The organism is Arthrobacter sp. 2YAF22_2, from assembly GCF_052114645.1.
GTDB lineage: Bacteria > Actinomycetota > Actinomycetes > Actinomycetales > Micrococcaceae > Arthrobacter.
The window spans coordinates 1-15,654 of the sequence record NZ_JBFRFD010000020.1; the positions used below are offsets into that span (position 1 = coordinate 1).

Annotated in this window: 15 protein-coding genes and 1 tRNA gene; 8 read left to right on the forward strand and 8 right to left on the reverse strand. The window is 66.8% G+C overall.

The window, feature by feature from the left end; genetic code table 11:
- Positions 1 to 1,043 (forward strand): glycoside hydrolase family 38 C-terminal domain-containing protein (locus AB4Y86_RS01950; protein ID WP_441399752.1); only part of this gene is annotated, 1,043 nt, incomplete at its 5' end.
- Between the two features lie 189 nt (positions 1,044 to 1,232).
- On the opposite strand, the gene AB4Y86_RS01955 is transcribed toward AB4Y86_RS01950, so the two are convergent.
- From AB4Y86_RS01955 to AB4Y86_RS01965, 3 genes are all read right to left on the reverse strand, one after another.
- On the reverse strand, positions 1,233 to 1,967 hold the full coding sequence (locus tag AB4Y86_RS01955; RefSeq protein WP_441399753.1) for a hypothetical protein: 735 nt from the start codon (positions 1,965 to 1,967) through the stop codon (positions 1,233 to 1,235).
- Positions 1,968 to 2,096: 129 nt separating this feature from the next.
- Positions 2,097 to 2,819, reverse strand: coding sequence for a hypothetical protein (locus tag AB4Y86_RS01960; RefSeq protein WP_441399754.1), 723 nt, complete (start codon positions 2,817 to 2,819; stop codon positions 2,097 to 2,099).
- Positions 2,820 to 2,917: 98 nt separating this feature from the next.
- Positions 2,918 to 3,697 (reverse strand): hypothetical protein, encoded by a 780-nt coding sequence (locus tag AB4Y86_RS01965; RefSeq protein WP_441399755.1) that lies wholly within the window; start codon positions 3,695 to 3,697, stop codon positions 2,918 to 2,920.
- Between the two features lie 272 nt (positions 3,698 to 3,969).
- On the opposite strand from AB4Y86_RS01965, the gene AB4Y86_RS01970 reads away from it, so the two are divergent.
- Positions 3,970 to 5,643, forward strand: coding sequence for an ABC-F family ATP-binding cassette domain-containing protein (locus AB4Y86_RS01970; RefSeq protein WP_441399756.1), 1,674 nt, complete (start codon positions 3,970 to 3,972; stop codon positions 5,641 to 5,643).
- A gap of 10 nt (positions 5,644 to 5,653) precedes the next feature.
- The gene (locus tag AB4Y86_RS01975; protein WP_441399757.1) at positions 5,654 to 7,567 is read left to right on the forward strand and encodes an ABC transporter ATP-binding protein; all 1,914 of its coding nucleotides are present in this window, start codon (positions 5,654 to 5,656) and stop codon (positions 7,565 to 7,567) included.
- Here AB4Y86_RS01975 and AB4Y86_RS01980 read toward each other — a convergent pair.
- The 3 genes from AB4Y86_RS01980 to AB4Y86_RS01990 form a co-directional block, all read right to left on the reverse strand.
- Positions 7,564 to 7,977, reverse strand: coding sequence for an NUDIX hydrolase (locus AB4Y86_RS01980; RefSeq protein WP_441399758.1), 414 nt, complete (start codon positions 7,975 to 7,977; stop codon positions 7,564 to 7,566). The genes AB4Y86_RS01975 and AB4Y86_RS01980 overlap by 4 nt on opposite strands.
- The gene (locus AB4Y86_RS01985; protein WP_441399766.1) at positions 7,974 to 8,546 is read right to left on the reverse strand and encodes a DUF6314 family protein; all 573 of its coding nucleotides are present in this window, start codon (positions 8,544 to 8,546) and stop codon (positions 7,974 to 7,976) included. The genes AB4Y86_RS01980 and AB4Y86_RS01985 overlap by 4 nt, the downstream gene beginning before the upstream one ends.
- A 13-nt stretch (positions 8,547 to 8,559) precedes the next feature.
- Positions 8,560 to 8,632: transfer RNA gene (locus AB4Y86_RS01990), tRNA-Arg, on the reverse strand.
- A gap of 85 nt (positions 8,633 to 8,717) precedes the next feature.
- Between AB4Y86_RS01990 and AB4Y86_RS01995 the strand changes: the two genes are divergently transcribed.
- The 3 genes from AB4Y86_RS01995 to AB4Y86_RS02005 all read left to right on the forward strand — a co-directional run bounded on the left by AB4Y86_RS01995 (position 8,718) and on the right by AB4Y86_RS02005 (position 11,844).
- Positions 8,718 to 9,479, forward strand: coding sequence for a DUF998 domain-containing protein (locus tag AB4Y86_RS01995; protein ID WP_441399759.1), 762 nt, complete (start codon positions 8,718 to 8,720; stop codon positions 9,477 to 9,479).
- 306 nt (positions 9,480 to 9,785) lie between these two features.
- The gene (locus AB4Y86_RS02000; RefSeq protein WP_441399760.1) at positions 9,786 to 10,319 is read left to right on the forward strand and encodes a DUF7793 family protein; all 534 of its coding nucleotides are present in this window, start codon (positions 9,786 to 9,788) and stop codon (positions 10,317 to 10,319) included.
- Positions 10,309 to 11,844, forward strand: coding sequence for a putative bifunctional diguanylate cyclase/phosphodiesterase (locus AB4Y86_RS02005; RefSeq protein WP_441399761.1), 1,536 nt, complete (start codon positions 10,309 to 10,311; stop codon positions 11,842 to 11,844). Before AB4Y86_RS02000 ends, AB4Y86_RS02005 begins: the two co-directional genes overlap by 11 nt.
- A gap of 157 nt (positions 11,845 to 12,001) precedes the next feature.
- Here AB4Y86_RS02005 and AB4Y86_RS02010 read toward each other — a convergent pair whose 3' ends face one another.
- Positions 12,002 to 12,154 (reverse strand): hypothetical protein, encoded by a 153-nt coding sequence (locus AB4Y86_RS02010; RefSeq protein WP_441399762.1) that lies wholly within the window; start codon positions 12,152 to 12,154, stop codon positions 12,002 to 12,004.
- A gap of 201 nt (positions 12,155 to 12,355) precedes the next feature.
- On the opposite strand from AB4Y86_RS02010, the gene AB4Y86_RS02015 reads away from it, so the two are divergent.
- Positions 12,356 to 13,423 (forward strand): tetratricopeptide repeat protein, encoded by a 1,068-nt coding sequence (locus tag AB4Y86_RS02015; RefSeq protein WP_441399763.1) that lies wholly within the window; start codon positions 12,356 to 12,358, stop codon positions 13,421 to 13,423.
- Between the two features lie 374 nt (positions 13,424 to 13,797).
- Here AB4Y86_RS02015 and AB4Y86_RS02020 read toward each other — a convergent pair whose 3' ends face one another.
- Positions 13,798 to 14,451 carry a hypothetical protein gene (locus AB4Y86_RS02020; RefSeq protein ID WP_441399764.1) on the reverse strand — a complete coding sequence of 218 codons (654 nt, stop codon included), beginning with the start codon at positions 14,449 to 14,451 and terminating at the stop codon, positions 13,798 to 13,800.
- Positions 14,452 to 14,560: 109 nt separating this feature from the next.
- On the opposite strand from AB4Y86_RS02020, the gene AB4Y86_RS02025 reads away from it, so the two are divergent.
- Complete coding sequence (locus AB4Y86_RS02025) at positions 14,561 to 15,433, forward strand: inositol monophosphatase family protein (RefSeq protein ID WP_441399765.1); 873 nt, start codon at positions 14,561 to 14,563, stop codon at positions 15,431 to 15,433.
- Positions 15,434 to 15,654: the final 221 nt, after the last annotated feature.

The window sequence follows — 15,654 nt, forward strand, 5'->3', positions numbered from 1 at the left end:
ACGTGCTGGACAACGGGGTCATCCGCGCCGTGATCAACGCCGACGGCCTGCTGGTGTCGCTGCGGGACCACGGCAGCGGCCGCGACGCAATCGCTCCGGGGGAGTTCGGCAACCTCCTCGAACTGCACCGGGACACCCCGAACGAGTGGGATGCGTGGGACATCGACGCGTTCTACCGCCGCAACGTCACGGCGCTGGTCGAGGCGCGCTCCGTGACCCTGGAGCGCTCGGACGGCGCCGCAACCGTCGTGGTGGAACGGCTGGCCGGCGACTCCGCCGTGACCCAGCAGATCCGGCTGGAAGCCGGGGCGCCGTCGCTGGTGATCTCCACCGCGGTGGACTGGCAGGAACGCGAGAAGCTGCTCAAGCTGGGCTTCGCCTTCGATGTCCGGGCCGACCGCTCCGCCTCGGAAACCCAATTCGGCCACGTGTTCCGGCCGACCCACCTGAACACCTCATGGGAGGCTGCCAAGTTCGAGATCTGCGCGCACCGCTGGATCCACGTCGCTGAGCCAGGCTATGGCGTCGCGGTCAGTAACGCTGCCAGCTACGGCCACGACGTCACGCGCAATATCCGCGAGGACGACGGGGGCACCACCACCACCGTCCGGATCTCGCTGCTGCGGGCACCCAAGTTCCCAGACCCGAACACGGACCGCGGGCCGCATGAACTGACGGTCACGGTGCGGCCCGGGGCCAGCATCGCCGATGCCGTCGAGGAGGGCTACCGCACCAACCTCGCCCCGCGAGTGGTCAAGGGCTCCCACGGTGTGGAGCCGCTGTTTTCCGTCTCCAACCCTGCGCTCGTGATTGAGGCGGTCAAACTCGCCGAGGACGGCTCGGGCGACGTGATCGTGAGGGTTTACGAGTCCCTCGGTGAGCGTTCATCCGGCGTGGTTTCAGCCAACTTCGGCACGTCGGGAGTGCGGACTGTGGATCTTCTGGAACGCCCTGCGGAGGCGCCCGGAGTGAGGGCTCACGACGGGGCGGCGGAACTGACGCTGCGGCCCTTCCAGCTCCTGACCTTGAGGTTCCTGCGCTGAGAGAAACCGCTGGAGGCCGTTAAACAGGCTGAGTGGGAGCGGTCCGACTGGACCGCTACCACTCATCCCCCCAATGGCGTTGGACGCTCCGCCGACTCCGTAAGACTGAATCCCCATTCACGGCGCCGGCTGGCGTTTTCACACATTCATGATTCTCTCACGATCTAATGATTATGTGAACGCCAGGCCCTAGATTTTACGGAACGTTGCGGGAGTGTTATCTGGCGGCCGGGCGAGTTGCCCGGAAATCCAGAAGACAAGGAGCCCCGTGACATAGCCGAGCACCGCCAGATAGTTGACGAGCAGCCGGAACGGATCCCACGCGTTGGGCACGAACGACGCCGGGACACTCACGATTGCCGCTGCGGCTCCGACCAAGGTCAAGGCGGCGCCTGCCCGCACCAGCCGGGGCAGGCGAGCCCGCGCAGCCGCCAGCAGGGAAGGCAGCAGGGCCACCGAGACGAACGCCGGATAGCTGCGCCCGGCTGCCGCGTAGAACGGGGCAAGCATGGCGTTGCGGCCGCCGTCGTCGGAGAGAGCCTCGAGCCCGGCCGAGGACCCCTTGGTGTCCATCAGCAAGAACGTCACCGTCACGACCAGACCCGCGACGGCTAGTCCCCAGCGTCCGGAAACTCCCGTGAGCAGCCGTCGGGCACGCGCGGCGCCAAGCCCCGAGGYCAGCCGCAGGCCCACCAGGAAGACCATCGCGAAGACAATCAACCGCAGGACCAAGTTGGTCAGATTCCAATTCCCGAGTGCCTGGTCGATAGCCGCGTAAGGACCAGGAATGCTGAGCAGGCTGCACACTGTGGCAAGGAAAAGGATGCCGAAGACCACCCGGTTGCGCCCGCGCACGGCGTCCGGGACACGAACCAGCAGGGCGATGCCGCAAACAATCAGCGTCCCCCATTCAAGGACGGCCATGGTCCGGGGTCTCCTGGGCCGCGGCGGCGGCGTCGTCCAGCGGCCCGGTTGGTGGGCGTCGTGGCGACGGACGCGACCGCACTTTTGAAGCCAGGGGTAGTTCCGCGGAGGGTGACTGCGAGATGTGGATCATCCCAGGTTCTCCCAGATCTTTTCGGTTTGCGCGCGTTCTTGTTCCTGCCGCCGTAGCGTCCGGCCGAGTGTCTGCAGCCGGTCTCCGGCCAGGACGGTAAGTTCCCCGTCGGAGAGGGCGCCCAGCGCCGATTGCCGGGCGCCGGGCGGCCAGCCTGCTTCGGCTTCCGTGATCAGACCTGTCGCGACCAGACCGCCGGTGAGGCCTACCCCCGCGGCGCGGGATGTGGCGACCGCCAATTCCGGGGCAAGCCGGTTAGCCGTCAGTTGGGCCGAATAGTTCTGCGGCGCCACACCGGTCGCGGCTGACACGCGGTGCCGGAGTTCGCCRTCGTCGATGGCATCCACCCAGTTACGGACAGATGTGGCGTGCGGAGCAGGGCCCAGCGCCGGGGGCGCGGCATCGCCGGGGGCGGTGCGGGCAATCACGGCGCGCAGCAGGTCTGTGGTGGCTATTTGGCTGACGAGTTCGGCAGGCGTCGGCGGCTTGGACTGTCCCTTGAGGCCGGCGTAGCTTTCAAAGCCGGCGAGTCCGTCGAGTGGGTTCAACCCGAGGGCCCGGCTGATGCTCACGAGTGTGCTCTCGGCGACCTTGCCGCGCACCAGCTGCTGGGCCAGGGTGGTGCGCTTGACGCCGGAGATCCTGCAAATATCGGCGGTGCTCATCGCCGGCGCAGCACTGTGAAGCCAGTGTTGGAACGCTTTGGCGGGGAGTGGCATCAATGACTTTCTGCAGGGTCGGTCAAGCGTGGGCCTCGGTGGGCTTGTCTGCTACGGACTCCTGGCCGGAGAAGCCCGGCGCCCCCACCTTCACACCATCATAATTCGTCGCTGCGAACGATTTGGTGACCGGCGGCGCGGTGACGATCGGGGGAATCGTTGTGCCTATCGGAAGCACGATGCGCCACCACCTTGCCCAACCAGATCAAGGCGAGTCCCCCCACGAGGCCCAGCACGGCAGCCGAACTGATGTAGTACTGAAGGAAGATCAGCGGCGGGGGCAGCAACTCACCGAACGCCAGCACGATCATGGCCGCCGCTCCCAGAGAAAGGGCGGCGGCACCAACGCGGACCAGCCAGGGGAGCGTGGATCGCACGGCCCTGACCGTGGGAGGCAGAAGGCAGGCGGCCACGAATGCCGGATAGAGCCGCCCCGACGCGGTGTAGTACCGGATGAGCTCCTTATTGCTTTCGCTCTGGTCAGGAAGACCGGCCAGGCCCACCGCTGTGCCGACCGTGTTGGCCATCAGGAACGGAACCACCGTCGCGGCCGCAATCACAGCCAGCGCAGTAAGGCCCACCGGTCCCAGCAGAAGCCGGACGCTGGCCGCGGCTCCGAACCCGCGTGCGATTTTGTAACCGGCCAGCAAGACGGTCCCGTAGATCACGAAGCGCAGCACGAGATTTGCATAGTTGCTGGAGCCAAGCCAGGCATCAATGCTCGTGTAGCTGGGCTCAATGCTGAGCAGCATCGCGAAGGCGGCGAGCACGAAAATGCCGAACAGCGAGCGGTTCTCGCCTCGCAGGGCGGCGGGCAGCCGGAGCAGGGCAACCAGTGCGCAAATCAGCAAGGTGGACCATTGCAGGGCAGGAATCATTTGATGGAGTGCCTTTGGTTCGGGGGCCTGCCAGTTGTCCGCAGGGCTCGTTCCCGAGGTACGGGTGCGCTGCGATTTTACTGGCGGAGTAGATTCAACTATGCTAAACGCTCGAACCCGCTGGTCCGTACACCCCCCAAGTCCGGACCAGCGGGTTCTTCTATGCCCGGCCACCAGCAGGCGCCTTGTCGGCGGATCTGCGGCGCGTTTTCAGAGATTGGCCGGGCGCCCTGCAGGCGCCGGGGGCGGGCCCACGGTGAGAGAATGGACTAATGACTGCAACCCTTGTTGCCAAGGACCTTTCCGGCGGCCACGACCACCGCACCCTCTTTTCCAAACTCTCTCTCACCGTCGCGCCCGGCGATGTCGTCGGCGTCGTGGGGGCCAACGGCGCCGGCAAATCCACGTTGCTGCGGCTGCTCGCCGGCGTGGACCAGCCGCAGGAGGGCACCGTCAGCCTTGCCCCCGCAGACGCCTTCGTCGGCTGGCTGCCGCAGGAGCACGAACGGATCGAGGGCGAGACCGTCGAAGGTTACATCTCGCGGCGCACCGGCTGCGGCGAGGCGTCGGCCGCGATGGAGTCCACGGCAGAGGCACTGGGGATCGGGGCCCCGGGCTCCGAAGACGCATATTCGCTGGCGTTCGACCGCTGGATGGCTTCCGGCGCCGCTGACCTGGAGGAGCGGATCCCGCCGGTGCTGGCGGACCTGGGACTGGAGGTGGGACCCGACGCCGCGATGACCGGACTTTCCGGGGGACAGGCCGCTCGGGTGGCGCTCGCGGCCTTGCTGCTGAGCCGCTYCGACATCGTGCTCCTCGATGAACCCACCAACGACCTCGACCTCGACGGCCTGGCCAAACTGGAGTCCTTCGTCAGGGGTCTGCGCGGCGGAGTGGTGCTGGTCTCCCATGATCGGGAATTCCTGGCCCGCTGCGTGACTACGATCGTGGAACTGGACCTCGCGCAGAACGCCGTTGCGGTCTACGACGGCGGCTATGAGGCCTATCTGGAGGAACGCGCCGTGGCACGCCGGCACGCCCGGGAACGTTTCGAAGAGTTTGCCGCCACCAAGGCGGATCTCGTCTCCAGGGCCCGCACGCAACGCGAATGGAGCTCCCAAGGCGTGCGCAACGCCATGAAGAAGAGCCCGGATAATGACAAGATACGCCGCGCCGCGAACACCGAGTCCTCCGAAAAACAGGGCCAGAAGGTCCGCCAGATGGAATCCCGGATCGCCCGCCTCGAGGAAGTCGAGGAACCGCGGAAGGAATGGCAGCTGCAGTTCAGCATCGGATCGGCGCCGCGATCCAGCGCCGTCGTCGCGACTTTGCGCGACGCCGTCGTCCACCAGGGGGACTTCACTCTGGGGCCGGTGAACCTGCAGCTCAATGCCGGGGAACGGATCGGGATCACCGGGCCGAACGGCGCGGGCAAGTCCACCCTGTTGCGCCTGCTTTTGGGGGTGCAGCAGCCCGATGCCGGCAGCGCCTCGATGGGCGCCTCGGTTGCGGTCGGAGAAATCGACCAGGCCCGCGGACTGCTGGCCGGCCACCTTAAACTCGCCGACGCCGTCGAGGCAATACTCACCGAACTGTCCCCGGCCGAGGTCCGCACCCTGCTGGCCAAGTTCGGCCTCAAAGCGGACCACACGACCCGGACCGTTGATTCGCTCTCGCCGGGCGAACGGACCCGGGCGGCGCTGGCGTTGCTGCAGGCCCGCGGTGTGAACCTGCTGGTCCTCGACGAGCCCACCAACCACCTGGATCTTCCCGCGATCGAACAGCTCGAGGAAGCCCTGGACAGCTACGACGGCGCCCTGCTGCTGGTCACCCACGACCGCAGGCTGCTGGAAAACGTGCGCCTGGACGTGCGCTGGAACGTCCTCGACGGCGTCGTCACCCAACTCCTCGGCGCCAGCGCCGCGAAAGGCCTGAACCAAAGATGAGCACCAACAAATGAGCATGGACCGGGTCGCCTGGAGCTCCCTCTACAACATCACCCGTGCCTCGGACGGCTCCAAGCCGTTCTCCAAGGCGCTGGTCAAACGCGTTTTCGGCTTCGCCCGGCCGCATCGGAACCGGCTGATTGCCTTCGTGCTGCTGTCCATCGTGATGGCGGTCCTCGCGGTCGCGACGCCGGTGCTCGCCGGCCAGGTGGTGGACGCGATCATCGCCCACGCAGACTCCGGGACGGTAATCTGGCTCGCCGTGCTGATCGCGATCGTGGCCGTGGCCGAAGCGGGAATCGGGCTGGTGACGCGCTGGCTGTCCTCCATCATCGGCGAGGGCGTGATCGTGGACCTGCGCACCAAAGTGTTCGACCACGTGCAGAAGATGCCGATCGCGTTCTTCACCCGCACCCGCACCGGCGCCCTGGTCAGCCGGCTCAACAATGACGTGATCGGTGCGCAGTCGGCCTTCGCCGGCACACTCTCCGGCGTAGTGAGCAACGTGGTGGCGCTGGTCCTGACCCTCGCGGTGATGCTCAACAAGTCCTGGCTCGTGACCGTGCTGGCCATCGTCCTGCTGCCGATTTTCCTCATCCCGGCCCGCCGGATGGGCTCCAAGCTGGCAGAGTTGCGCCGCGAGGCCGCGGAACACAACGCCGCCATGGGCACCCAAATGACGGAACGCTTCTCCGCGCCCGGAGCCACCCTGGTCAAGCTCTTCGGCCGGCCGGACGAGGAGTCCCATGAGTTCGCGCTCCGGGCCGGCCGGGTCCGGGACATCGGCGTCCGCACCGCCATGCTGCAGTTCACCTTCGTCACCGCGCTGACCCTGGTTTCCGCCCTGGCGCTGGCCTTGGTCTACGGACTGGGCGGCTGGCTGGCCCTGGGCGGCCAGCTCGCAGCGGGCGACGTCGTGGTGCTCGCGCTGTTGCTCACCCGCCTCTACGCTCCGCTGACCGCACTCTCCAGCGCCCGGGTGGAGATCATGAGCGCCCTGGTCAGCTTCGAGCGCGTCTTCGAAATCCTCGACCTCAAGCCCCTGATCCAGCAGAAACCGGATGCGGTCGAGTCGCCCCGCGGTCCGCTCTCCGTGGAGTTCGACGACGTCCGTTTTTCCTACCCCGCGGCGGACAAGGTCTCGCTGGCCTCGCTCGAGGACGTCTCCACGCTGGACACCCGCGGCGGCGARGAGGTGCTGCACGGCATCAGCTTCCGGGTGGARCCGGGGCAGACCGTGGCTCTGGTGGGCTCTTCGGGCGCCGGCAAGTCCACCATCGCCCAGCTGCTCTCCCGGCTGTACGACGTCGATTCCGGCGCCGTCCGCTTCGGCGGTAGGGAGCCCGGCAGCGGCGTCGACGTCCGCGACCTCACCTTCGACTCGATGCGCGCCACCCTGGGCATGGTCACCCAGGACGGCCACCTGTTCCACGAGAGCATCGCCTCCAACCTGCGCCTGGCCCGCCCGGACGCCAGTGATGAGTTGATGTGGGACGTGCTGCGGCAGGCCCGGCTCGAGGACATGATCCGCTCCCTGCCGGACGGCCTGGACACCGTGGTGGGGGAGCGCGGCTACCGGCTCTCCGGCGGTGAGCGCCAGCGGCTCACCATCGCCCGCCTGCTGATCGCCCAGCCGCGTGTCGTGATCCTGGACGAAGCCACAGCCGCCCTGGACTCCACCAACGAAGCCGCCGTGCAGGAAGCGCTCGGCGTGGCGCTCGAAGGCCGCACCGCCGTCGTGATCGCGCACCGGCTCTCCACGATCCGCGCCGCCGACGCCATCCTGGTGGTCGAGGGSGGCTCGATAGTGGAGCGCGGCACGCACAACGAACTGCTCGCCGCCGAAGGCCGTTACGCGGAGCTGTACCGCACGCAGTTCGCCGAGGCCACCGCGGTGGCGGCCGACGCGGTTCCGGAGTCCTAGCCGTTCCGGGCCGGCGGGACCCCGAGGAGCGGCAGCACATGGTCCGTGAGCAGCGGCGCCAGGTCGTCCGGGAGTCCAGCGCCGAGGTCCAGCCAGCGGATCTCGGCGATCTCGGCCGAGGCATGCGCGGTCCAGGTCCCGGGCGCAATGAAGACCGTGGCTTCGATCTGAGTGGCGGCCTCGTTGGCGGCCTCGGCCAGCCAACTGCCGAACGGCTCTAGGTCCTCGGGCGGCACGATGATTCCGACCTCCTCCGCCAGTTCGCGGGACGCCGCCTGGGCCGCGGTTTCCCCGGCCTCGGGCTTGCCGCCGGGGTGCATGAATTTGTCCGTGCCGCGCTTGCGGACGGTCAGCAGGCGTCCCGCGGCGTCAAAGACGCAAACGGCGGAGACCACGATCCGGGGATTCACAGCTCCGGCTCCGGCTCCCGCTCCGGCTCCGGCTCCCGCTTCGGCGTCGGCTCCGGCGTCCCGACGGCTGCCGGTGACGCAGCCCGGTGCAGTACGGATTCGAGCAGCAGATCCTTGGCTGGGCCGGAGACATCCCAGCGGTAGTGGAACTCGTCCGGACCGACGCCGGTGTAGCGGACCCGGTAGGTGTCGGGATCGCACCAGTGGCTGTCCTGGTGGTCGTGGGCACCGAAGCCGATGCGGTGGAACGGGCGCCCGTCGGGGAAGTACATATCCATGATGTCCGGCGTGGCCGCGGGCCGGAGCAGATACTCCCGGCTGGCCGGCCCGGTGAAGGGAACAGTGCCGGCCGTGTTCCAGCGCACGATGCCCTCCTCGCGGAAGCGGAGACGGCCGCCGTCGATGTCCGTAAAGCGGACGACGCCGGCGAACGTTCCGTGGAGGCCGGCGGCCCGGTCCAGCATGGTGCGGGCCACCTTCCAGTCGCCCAGCAGGTAGGCCCGCAGCTCAAAGTGCTGGTCGGAGCGCAGCGGAAAGCGCAGGTCGGAGTCTTGGCCGGCGCCCGGCATCGGGGAGTCCAAGTGCCCTCGATTGGAATCGAACCAACGACACCGGCTTTAGGAGAGCCGTGCTCTATCCACTGAGCTACGAGGGCGGGTGTGCGGGTGGGTGGCCGTCGGCCGGCCCGTCCGGACACGGATACCAGCATACAAGGTGAGGGCGCGTACTACGCTCTTGGCATGACGGCATCTTCCACCACGGCGCCCCGGGAGCTCATCTACGTCCCCGATGTGGCCTCCACCAGGTTCTACCTCGGAGCGCTCGCCAAATTGAGCGTCCTGCAGTACTTCGTTGCGGAGGCGGCGGTGATCGGCGCGTGGGCAGGCAAGGAGCCGTACAGCCGCCGCACCGGCTACATCAGCGACCTGGGCGCGCTGGGTTGCGGCGGGTTTTCCGGCCGCGATGTTTGCTCGCCGGCGCATCTGTTGATGGATGCTTCGTTCGTGGTCCAGGGCATCGGCATGATGGTGGGCGCGCTGCTGCTCAGCTCCGCCGTGATCGGCATCGCGGGTCGCGCGGGGGCGCGGCTCGTAGTGGCTCCGGGGCAGCGCTCGCCGTCGGCCGCCGGCCTTGTTGCCCGCTCGCTGAGCCTGGTTGCGGGGGCCGGGACGGTGGTGGTGGGGCTGGTCCCCGAAGATACCGGTTCCCGCTGGCATCTGGCGGGCGCCCTTATGTACTTTGCCGGCGGCGGCCTGGCCCTCGTGCTGACCGGCTGGCTGTGGCGACGCCAGACGCCGTTGGGCTGGTTCATCCTTGCCTGCGGCGCCGTTTCGCTGGCCGCGCTCATTACCGGCGGAGGAACGGGGATGCGGGTGCCCGAACCAGGCACGCTGGAACGCCTGATGGGATACCCCATCACGATCGGCATGGCAGCCCTGGGCCTGGTTCTCGCGCAGCGGGTCCGCCGGGAGCTGGCAGCGCGGAAGGTGAGCGCCGGCTGACGCCTTGGCGGACGAATGGTGCCAACGTGCGGCGGTATCGGGCACTTTTACTCGCGACCAATCCGTGTCTTGGGGGTGTCCGATGTCTCATCTGAGCGTCCGCTTCGACTATTATGAGGGCATTCGCCGGAACGCGCTCCGGTGCCTCGTGCCGGAGTTGGCTCCGGAGCACGCCGAATTGCCGACTTTTAGTCTTTGGGGACAGATGCCTGATCTGCTAGTTGTGCCGAGCGTTGCAGCGGCTGCCTTCGGCGGCCACAAAGGCGTCACAGCGCGCCGCAGTGTTGTCCGTCGGGCAGTGATCCGGTGACGGTTGAAGCTCCGGTCGCGCCGGATGAGGAAACCCCGCTGGAAGCGCAATCGGCCGTTGAGGCGCCAGCGGACGCGGCGCCGTCGTCCGGAACCCTGGCGGCGCGGAGCCTGGCCGGGTTGGGTCTGGCGGACCCGGAGGCGCCTGCGGACCCCGAAGCACCTGCCGAACCCGTCATCGGCGTCCGGCAGTTGGCGTGCGGCATTATCGAAGTCGCGTTGCCGCCGAACCAGGAGATCGAGGGCCCCGAAGCGCGGGTGGCCGGCGCGGCCGTCCGTGCGTTGGCCGACGGCAGGCGGCTGCCGGTGTTGCTGGTGATCTCGGGCGCGGTGGGTGTCAGCGTGGAAGCCCGTCAGGTCTATGCCGGTTCCATCGCGGCGTCGGCGGTCGCCATTGTGGGGGAGACCCCCGTGGACCGCGTGATCGCCCATTACCTGCTCCGTTCAAAGTCCGACACGATCCCGGCAGAGTTCTTCCGCTCGCGGACAGAAGCCCTCGAGTGGTTAAGGCCGTACACGAGTGAAAAGTGATGTCCCCGACCCTCGGCTCCATACCCTCGTTGAGGGCATTGTCCGGATCGCCAGCGGTGATCTGAGTACCAGGATTCCGCACTCCGGCGCGCGCGACGACGTCGCGGCCGTCATTGCGGGCATCAATCTGATGGCGGATGACCTGCAGACCATTTACCAGGAGCTCGAGGAACGGGTCGAGAGCCGGACGGCAATGTTGCGCCAGGCCCAGGTGGAGCTGGAACGGATGGCGCTGACCGATCCCTTGACCCAGCTGGCCAACCGGACGGCGCTGAACTCGGTACTCAGCCACGCGCTCGCTGAGACGACACGCGGCGAGCTGCCGCCGGCCCTGCTGGTCCTCGACCTTGACTCCTTCAAGGGCATCAATGACACGCTCGGCCACAGCGCGGGGGATGACGTCCTGCGCGTGATTGCCCGCCGGCTCCAGGACGCGGTCCGGGTCACCGACACCGTGGCCCGGCTGGGCGGCGACGAATTCGCCGTCATGCTGCCAAAGTCCAACCTTGTCCGGGCCCGTCGGGTGGCCAACCGGATCCTCAAGGCACTCAGCGAGAGCCTGGAAATCGGCGACCTCCGGATCACCTGCGGCACCAGCATCGGTGTGCGGGTGGCCGAACCCGGACAGTCCGCCGACGATCTAGTGATGGAAGCCGACACGGCCATGTACGCCGCCAAGGCCCAGCCACACAGCGGGATCAAGGTCTTCGAACCGGCATTGCTGTACGCCCGCCGGCTGCAAAGCCTCATGGTCACAGAGATGCGCCAGGCGATCCGCGAGGACCAGCTGACCCTGCATTATCAGCCCGTGGTGGAGCTCGCCACCGGAAAGATCGAGGGCGTCGAGGCGCTGGTCCGCTGGAACCACCCCGAGCGCGGCCTGCTGATGCCCGACCAGTTCATTCCGTTGGCGGAAGAGACCGGGATGATCGTGGAGCTGGGACACTGGGTCCTGCGCAACGCGGTCCGCCAACTCCGCGACTGGCAGGACCGCTTGACGTTTGACCCTGAGTTCTCCGTCCGGGTCAATATCTCCACCACCGAGCTGCAAAACCTCGAGCTCATCGAGCACGTCCAGGACATCCTCCGCGAGACGGGTGTGGATGCCAAGAACCTCGTCATCGAGCTGACCGAGTCCATGGCTGTCACCGGCGGGGACGTGGACAAGTACTCCCTGAGCGGATTGCGGCAGCTCGGCGTGCAGCTTGAAATCGACGACTTCGGCACGGGCTATTCCTCCATCAGCTACCTGCGCCGTCTCCCCGTCAACGTGGTCAAGATCGACCGAAGCCTGATCGACGGACTGGGGACAGACGAAGATCAGGGCCGCTTTGTCGAGGCCGTGCTGCACCTGATCCACGCCTGCGGGCTGAAAGCGGTGGCCGAAGGAATCGAGACGGCCGAGCAGGCCGAGGAACTGGTCCGGCTGGGATGCGCCAGCGGCCAAGGCTACTTCTTCGGCCGACCGACGCCTCCTGAGGCTGTTGCTGCCCTGATCAGCCTGGGCCGGTCAGTTTCGCAGTAGGCGGTTGGTTGGGTTTGGGCAGGGCCGGGAACGACGGCGGCCGGGAACGACGGCGGCCGTCTGTTGGGCGGCTGTTGGGCGGCTCGTCGCAGACATGACAAAGGGCGGGAGTCCAGACCTTGGTCCGGACTCCCGCCCTTTGCGGTAGCTGACTCCGTTAGTTCTTCGAGATGGAGTCGGGCCAGTAGTACACGGCCTCAACAGAACCCTGGCCCGACGTGCTACCACTTGCGGACACTGCAGATGCGGCAGAAAAGCCCGCTGCAGCCAAGGCGCCGGCGACGAGCAGTGTAGCGAAGGTCTTCTTCATATGGGGCTCCTGTTATTCGAGAGGCTGATGTGACTCATGTGATGTTGCTACCTCAGTATAGGTGGTTTCAACACGCCGCAATGTAACGATTTCAACGGGTAACACTGCGTCTGTGTTACGTGGACAGCGATTTTCCGGGTTCAGGGCTAGGGAATGCGTGTGCTGTCCGCGTTAGTGCCCGCGGAAGCGGATACTTAACCCATGCGACATCAATCAGTCTCTTCGGCCTATGCCGCGGCCGAGCTCCGGGCGCGGGATTATCGGGCCAATCATGACTTCTCTGAAGCCGCTAAGAGCGCGAGTGAGGCCGCTGAAATCGCCCTAGATGAAGGAGACATCCAGTCATGGTGGGCGATGACTTACTTCCGTGCCGAGAGTTACCTATCCGATGCCGACTTTGAACGCTGCGCCGACGCCGCAAGCACGCTCATCCACGATGCCTCAATCTCGCCGCAACTGCGAGCTCAAGTCCACATTCTGATGGCAAAGGCACATCAAGGCTCAGGTCAACTCGAGTCGGCGGCCGCCGAGGCCAAGGCCGCCACCGAGCTGACAAGCAATGAATCTGATGTTGAACTCAATGTAAAAGCGAGACAGGCACTTATCGCCGCCTTAGCGGATTCGGGGAAGCTCAGTGAGGCCTGGTCGGAGAGCAGGGGACTCGCCAGCGTCATCTCAGACGAATTGGATGAGCAGTTGGCGGGGAAGGCCTATTGGGTCATCGGCAACGTAGCGTTTCTGTGCGACAAGATTGATGAGGGATTGGCGTACCACGAACTTGCTGCGACGACCTTTTCGCCAGCCCGGGACCTCAACGTATGGGCCAAATTCAACAAGGCATCTGCGGCCATGCGACTAGCGGCTGAGGTCGCGGACGCCGACACCCTTCGCTGCATCGAACGCGCCGAATTGGCGACCGACGTCATCGGTGGCAGCGAGATCGATTTGCTGCTTCTCAGGCGCAACCGGGCTCATTGGAGTTACCTCGCAGGCGATGCGGAGTCCGCAGTGGCGATTCTTGAGGAGATTTGCAACGCGACAGCGGGCTCACAGGTACTGGGGGACGCATGGTTTCTTCTGGCGCGGGCATACCTCGCAACAGGCGACACTGTGGCGGCCCGTAAATCTCTGCGGGAATCGGTCGTTCACTTTGAAAGTGCCGGGGCCCCGCATCGCGCGCAGCAGGCCCGTGAACTCCTTCAGTCAGAACAGGGGACAGCTTCGTTCACGTCTCGGCTGCGTCGACTGTTGGGTTTCGGCCGCAGCTGACCTTCCTGCCTGTTCTTCGTCAGGAACTCAGGGTTGAGCCCGGGGAGCATGTCCAGTGGCCCAAGCGACGGCAGGACTGCTCACGGGAGACATCTCAAAATTGCGATGAATTCCCGTTGAGCATGCCCTTCGCTGAAGCCGAGGACTGGGCATGGGGGCCAAATGCTCCGTGTCCACTCCTAAGACTGGGCATGTCCCGTGGGCGCCGACACGCGGGCGCCGTTGGCCCGGGGGAGCATGCCCTCCGCTGGCGCTGGCCCGAGGACATAGTGCCCATATGCTCACTGGCCGGCGTTAAGACTGAGCATGTCCCCTCCGAAGGGGAGGATGGACCTCAACCCAGGACCGGAACACGCCCCAAGAACCCCGCGCCGCTAAGTCGTGGCGCCGCCCGAGGCCTCGGCCCGCGCAGAGTTAGTCTTCCGGCCCAGGAAGACCGCCGCGCCGCCCACCACGAGGCTCAGGATCAGAAGGACCCAGCCAGCCACGGTGAGCCCGGATGCCAAGGTGATCTGGCCGCCGTCGAGCGTGGTCGCGGACAACATTGAGTCGATGACCGGGTTCGCCCACAGCCGCACGCCCGCGAACAGCAGGGGGACCGCCCAGAGCGCCCAGCGGAGCGACTTCCGGGCTACATTCGTGCCGATCAGCAGCAGCCAGGTGAAGCCGAAGATCAGCGGGAAGAGCGTACCGGCGGTCTTGTGGACGTAGTTCAACTGTCCGCGGGCGTCGCCGTCCATGGCCGAGCGCAACCGGTCAATGAAGCCCTGGTCGAAGCCGCCGACCAAGGAGTCGGGCATCGGGAGTCCACCGCTGAGCTGCGTGAGCTGATTCAGCGTGAGCAAGTGGAGGTACCAGAACRGGAACAGGCTTGCCGCAACGCCTGCGATCAGGATGAGGTTGCTGTTGCTCTGGGCCTTCTGCGGGGTCCGGGTGGTGCTGGGATTGATCACCGCTGGCAGGTGGTGCTGGGGAACGGCGGCGTTGGCGCCATGCTTCTTGATCCGCTGCGCGGGTGTCTTGGCCATGGCTCTATTATTGCCCCTCGCCGGGACCCGGACCGGCCGGTCGCGGGTGGGGCAGCGCCTGCGGTGGCGCGCCTGTTCAGCGCCTGACGGGTCCCGATAGGCTGAACGGGTGAGCGAACTAAGCAGCAACGAACTTGGCAGGCACCGGCTCGGCCGGCACAGCACCGCGGAACTCAGCCCCGACCTGGACGACTACCAGCTCGCAGAGGCCCTGGTGCGGGAGGCCGGCAATCTGGCGCTGCTGATGCGGCAGGCCGGACTGGAGGGCCACCAGAAAACGTCCGTCTCCGATGTCGTGACCGCGGCGGACCACGCCGCCGAGGCGTATGTGCTCGAGCAGCTCCAGCGCTGCCGGCCCGACGACGGCATCCTCGGCGAAGAAGGCGCCTCCGAGCAAGGCAGCAGCGGCCGGACCTGGGTCATCGACCCGGTGGACGGCACCTATAACTTCCTGCACGGCTCCAGCTACTGGTGCTCCGCGATCGCCCTCAAGGAGTCGTCCGGGGCCCTGCTCGGCGCCATCTTCCAGCCAGAGGCGGACAAGCTCTGGCTCGGCGGCACCACACGGACGGCCACCCTCAACGGTGAGCCGCTGACCAGCTTCAGGTCCCGCGAAGCCGGCGGCCTGGGCCGGGCGGAGACGCCGCTGGCAGAACTGGGCGCCGCGACCTATATCCATCCGACGTGGCTTGCCGACCCGATGTGCGCCATGCCCTGGCACGCCGCGGCGACCTCGGCGGCCGCCCTGCGGATGTTCGGCTCGGGGTCATGCGACCTCGGCCGAGTGGCCGACGGCGAGCTGGACTGCTGGTTCCAGCACAGTTCCCCGGAGTGGGACTGGCTGCCCGGCCAGGCGATCGTGCTCGCCGCGGGCGGGGCCGCCGACGTCGTCCGCGTCAACGGCCTCGAATGGTTCCTGGCCGGGGGCACGACGGCGGTACGGCAGCTCCGCGCGGCGTTGGAGTCGGGCTCCGTCGGGTAGCCCGGGTCCGGCGGCGAGTCGAAGGGACATGCTCATTCCCCGAAGCGGCTTCGAGGGGGCATGCTCATTCCCCGAAGTGGTTTCGAGGGGCATGCTCATTCTCCCGGCGGTGTCGAGGGGACATGCTCATTTCTCGGGCCCAGGCATGGGCACCGTGCCACTATGTCCGTTCGCTGGCCCCGGCGTGGGGCATGTCCCGCGGTGCGGGGGGAGGTCGGGAC